Origin of the sequence: Maribellus maritimus, assembly GCF_022267315.1 — a bacterium.
GTDB classification, from domain to species: domain Bacteria; phylum Bacteroidota; class Bacteroidia; order Bacteroidales; family Prolixibacteraceae; genus Draconibacterium; species Draconibacterium maritimum.
Window position 1 is genome coordinate 1 of record NZ_JAIKLE010000093.1, and the last position, 4,927, is coordinate 4,927.

6 protein-coding genes are annotated in these 4,927 nt (G+C 33.4%); all 6 read right to left on the minus strand.

What is annotated here, in order from left to right; translation table 11 throughout:
• Window positions 1–244 precede the first annotated feature (244 nt).
• Window positions 245–1,303, minus strand: coding sequence for a DUF2971 domain-containing protein (locus K5G00_RS28800; RefSeq protein ID WP_238769956.1), 1,059 nt, complete (start codon window positions 1,301–1,303; stop codon window positions 245–247).
• A gap of 158 nt (window positions 1,304–1,461) precedes the next feature.
• Window positions 1,462–2,124: a hypothetical protein gene (locus K5G00_RS28805; RefSeq protein ID WP_238769958.1), complete on the minus strand. Its 663-nt coding sequence runs from the start codon at window positions 2,122–2,124 to the stop codon at window positions 1,462–1,464.
• 4 nt (window positions 2,125–2,128) lie between these two features.
• Window positions 2,129–2,545: a DUF1493 family protein gene (locus K5G00_RS28810; RefSeq protein WP_238769960.1), complete on the minus strand. Its 417-nt coding sequence runs from the start codon at window positions 2,543–2,545 to the stop codon at window positions 2,129–2,131.
• A 165-nt stretch (window positions 2,546–2,710) separates the two neighbouring features.
• Window positions 2,711–3,412: a hypothetical protein gene (locus tag K5G00_RS28815; RefSeq protein WP_238769962.1), complete on the minus strand. Its 702-nt coding sequence runs from the start codon at window positions 3,410–3,412 to the stop codon at window positions 2,711–2,713.
• A 175-nt stretch (window positions 3,413–3,587) separates the two neighbouring features.
• Entirely contained in the window at window positions 3,588–4,022 is a 435-nt protein-coding gene (locus tag K5G00_RS28820; protein WP_238769964.1) for a hypothetical protein, read from the minus strand.
• A gap of 55 nt (window positions 4,023–4,077) precedes the next feature.
• Window positions 4,078–4,755 (minus strand): hypothetical protein, encoded by a 678-nt coding sequence (locus tag K5G00_RS28825; protein WP_238769966.1) that lies wholly within the window; start codon window positions 4,753–4,755, stop codon window positions 4,078–4,080.
• Window positions 4,756–4,927 lie beyond the last annotated feature (172 nt).

Here is a 4,927-nt window from a genome sequence, read left to right on the forward strand (position 1 = left end):
AGGCATGGCAATCTGATTTTTATGTCAAATTACAAACTTTGAAAAGTGTAAACTATGTCCCTTTAACTTTGTAACGGATGTCCCTTTATCGTACCTACTTGCGCATAACGGTTGGTACATGTTGTCGGGGCGGATTTCGAAGAGCGTTCCTGTCCGAAGGACAAGGAACTGCGAAACGAGAATCCGCAGTTGGCGTACCACCAAACCCCGCCCTGCAATATGTACTTTGTTATGGGCTGGTTTTTCATTTTATTTCTTCTTTTTTCCAATTATCACCACCATATTCTTTGTATTGAAAATCTTGATATGGATACCAAGAAAAATCATTGGGCATCTCGAAAGATGACAAAGCAATAAAGTGGTCAGCAAGTTTTATATATTCGCTTTTGCTAAGTGGATATTTGTCGATTAGTGGAATTATTGATTTGTCATCGAACAGATTTATATTACAATCTTTCGTTGCGAAATTTTCCCTAAAACTGTCAAAGAAATAATTCAATGATTCGTTATCAATTTTTTTCCCTTTGTAAAATACGTTGAAATTCTTAGCTTTCGGATAGTGATTTGTACTTAGAATCTCATAAATTTTGGGGTCTAGTTTTTTTTGAATTATACGTTTATTTTCATGCACTAACCTTCGCCTAAGATTATACGAATTGTCTTCCATATACATTTCATAAAAGCGAATATCTCTGTTTGTCAACGAATTTATCAATTGTTGTTTTTTCTCTTGTGGAAACCTTGTCCCAAAGTAGATTCCTGTCAATGCAGAAGGATGATAATCTTTTAATTCAAAAGAGTCAAATATTAAACGAATTTCCTTCTCATAGCTCCATTTTAATGACTTAGTGGCAAATAGTTTTTTTAAAATTTTGTTTTTTTCTTTTATGTCTAAGTAAGTGAGAGTTTGAGGTTCTGGTTTATAGTCAACTTCAAGTTCTGTCACCATTTCTGGAGCTAAATATTTGTCTTTAAGTTTTGTAGTTTCATATTCTAAACAGAAGCCTTTATGAGAATTAGCATAATGAGCCCACATTAGTTCATCTGAAAATGTTGTTGATAATGAATATATTCCAAGTGTATTTTTAAAATCTTTAATTTTTTCTAGACTTTCTATAACTTCCGTAGAATCAACATTGAACGTTTTTCCTAAGACTTTTGCAAGGTGTGTAATTTCTTCATTATACATACCTTCAAAAGGGTCATTCAAGTCAATGAATGGCGGCGCATAAATTTGGTTTCTTAAGAGAGTCTCAAAATCTCTTTCAAAACATTCAATATCTCTGTATTTATATCCTTTCATTTGCGGTTTTCAAACTTGCCCATAACGGTAAATTGTATGAGTAGTGGCAGATTGCGTGGCACTTTCCTGTCAAACCGCTACGCTGTTTGAGCGGGCTACAAACCTTGATATTTACCACATCGCCTGCCATTACTTATACAAAATGTTGTACGCAGTTATTATATTAGTTTTATTGATTCTTTAAATTCGGCAAATTCTTTATCCGCTACTTGATTTTGAGAATAAGATTGATGGCAATTAAAATCATAGTAAAATCCATTATGCTCTGTTTTTAATGTTTTAAGCTCAACTTTTAAAGGTTTTGATATATCAACATGCTCAAACAAATATTCAGAGTCATACTCATAAAACTCACTACCTGAAATCATATATGGTTCATAGCGTTTAACTACTTTAAAATCTTTCAGTATCATGGAAACTCCTAATTCTGACATTTCCATTACCTCTTTAAAATTAGAACATTCTAAATCTGCAAGTTCCTCTTTAGGAGTAATATTCAAAGTAATTGTTGGCGAGAACACTCCCTTATATTTTGGCAGGTCCTCTGGGAATTTAGTGGCTATGCATATCGGGTCGCCTAAATCTTCCCATACCTCGTCTTTCATTTCTTCATAACCATTTCCAAGAATTTGCTCATCTTTTAGTTTCCCAAAATCTTTAACATTCAAAAATCCCCAAGAATCAGGTTTGTGAAATAAAATCCCAAGCTTTTTATTAATATATACATTATCGTTTGTTACTACGGCCTGAAGTGGATTTACTGCTATTCCAGCAAGGGCAACTCCAGCTAATTTTAAAAATTCTCTTCTTCCGATACCCATAAAATCAGTTTATAAATTTTCGAATGATAGTATATCCAAGCATAATAACAACTCCAGCGACTAGAATTTTATTAATAATGATATCAAATCGATACTTAGGTAATTCATGTTTGGGATAATCAATATTCCAAAAACCCTGATTAGCGCAAGTACACAGGAATTTAGGAGTAATTGGAATTCTATCCACTCTTTTATTTGGTGGTTTAAAAAACAATCCGCCAATATTTTGCCCTTCTTCGTCAGCATGAAAATACCATAAATAGGAATCAATTTTGACTTTATACTTTTCTGAGAATTCGCCAATTAGCTCATCAAAATCGTCACCAACAATCCCAAGTTCATAAATATCAGAATCACTCTCCAATGAATTTAATCCTGTTCGCTCCTTAATAAACATTAATATTTCATCAATCCTAACCATGGTGTAAAACTCTGTCCTCTAATTGCGTACAACGGTCACTTGTATGTGGTCGGGCGGGATTTCCAACAGAAATCCTGTCAGACCCGCAGGAAAGTGAGCAGAAGGTCTGACTTGTCAGACCGCTAAAACCCCCGCCTGCCATATACAAATTGTTAGCAGCTGCTTTTATTGTTTTGGCATAAAGGCATCAAGATACATTGTCAAAGTTTTAAATTGACTTTCATCCAATGGTTCTTTTTGTTTATTAATAGCTTTTACAGCTCTATACCTAGTATAAACTCCAATGCTGCTAGAAATTTTCCTTATTTTATCTTCTAAACTTTCCAGAGTTTTTGATAAAAACTCTGGCTTAATAAATTCAATTATACTTTGTGTTTGCTTATTTATATCCTCCGTGTCATGTGGAAATTCATTTTTTAAAGAGTTTGAATAGTTTGATAGCATATCAATTATCTTAAAAAATTCATTTTCTCCAAAAAGTTTATAAGCTGCAATTGGGTCTACTGATGATAAGTCTTCAAGAGACTTTTTATAATTTGCGTCTAATTCTATTATTCTTTCTGCTGTTTCTTTTTCTCTCAGGTTGCCAATTAGATGTTGGTATAAAGCCGCTAAATACCTTTTTGAATTTTCATCTTGTTCATCTTTTGGAAGTCGTTCCGAAATTTTTCCAGTCACAATGTCAATAAACGGTTTGATATCCAATTGCTTCAAAGTGAAATATAGTTCCAGTAAATAGAAAAGGACTTTCTTTTTTATTTTTTTGTCTTCCTTTCTTCCTCTTAAGAGTTGACTGATTTCACTTAAAAGCCATCCAAATCCAATGCTCAGAATAGCCGTAATGTAAGTCCAAATACCTTGTTCCATTTATTCGTTGTGTGTATTTAAAGTTGCTGCTAACGGTGGTGGTATGAGGTCGTGGCGGTCAGACGAGAGTCTGGCCAGTCCGACCGAAACTGAGGCTGGGACGAGATTCGACTTGTCGAATCCGCACAAACCCAGCCATGCCTTATACCACGTGTTAGCAGTAGTTTTTTATTCATTATGGTTCGATGAAATAGATTTTTGCACTTTCGTGTAGTTCTTCATCAACATCTTCATCAAATTGGAAATTGTACAAAATCCATTTGTCCTTTGGTTTATAAAATTTTAAAGTAAATCTTAATGGCTGTCTCTCATACTTAACAAGATAGCTTTCTAAAACCATTGATTCTCCAAGTTGTCTTTTTACAATCTTTTCATATCCACAATATTCTCCCATTAATCCAATGTTCAAGTTTAGCTTACTTTTTACAGATGCAATTCCATCCTCATTTTTCATTAACCATTCATTTGTCTTGAATATATCGTCAAGAGCTTGTTCTGGGTTTGTGGAATAAGTTTTAAAAAAGTCAGTAACCATTTTTTCATATCCCATTTGCGGATAGCAGTTTGTACTTAATAATGCGATAAATAGTAACAAGAAGTATTTTTTCATTTTTAGATTATTGATTGATTTATAAATTAAAGGCATCCACGAGTGATTTACTTTATTATCTATACTTTTTAAAATCATCTAATGTTGATTCTATTAAGACCGGAATTTTCCCCTCTTGAATATCTTTATAACTTACGTCTTGTCCGTTGTAAAGGTCAACTGCAATACAATACTTTGCATTGACAAAATACTCTTTAGCGTAATTTTTCTTCAAGTATCTGTAGAGTATATCCGCGAACATTGCTAATTCGCTTTTTTTGAATCCATCTAGTTGTGCGACAAACCAAATTCCGCCAATTTCCTCACTTTTGTCTATGGAAAAGGAGTAAATATGACAAGGTTTTGCTTCAATTGGAAGTCCTTTTATTGTAAGTAGACTTTGATACTTTTTTTGTTTCAGAATTTCTATTTCTGCTTCAGGTTTTAAATGCTCAAAGTCATATTCTTTAAAATTGCTGACTATTTCTAAATTTCTTCGAAATTGGTCTTTAATTCTTTTATCATCGTAAGTCTCTATTTTGCTTAATAGTAATTCAATTTTTTCGTCCAATAGGTTGATATCGTCATTTTTAAAAGTGTTTCGTATAGCACTTAAAGCACTAATCCAGTAATCACCCCCAGAATCATCATCTGATTTTGTTTTCTCTTGTTTCAAGTTATTTACAAAAGTGATTTTTGTTCGGTCATTCTTTCCTCGAAATTTGATTAGGTTTTTTACTGTCACTTTTTTCATAATGGTTTGAAGTTTAATGATTCTTTAGATGTTTATTCAATGCATGATGTTAAACGTTGGATTCGTTAAAATTACTGCTAACGGTTGGTACATGTTGTCGGGGCGGATTTCGGAGAGCGTTCCTGTCCGAAGGACACGGAACTGCGATGCGAGAATCCGCAGTTGGCGCACC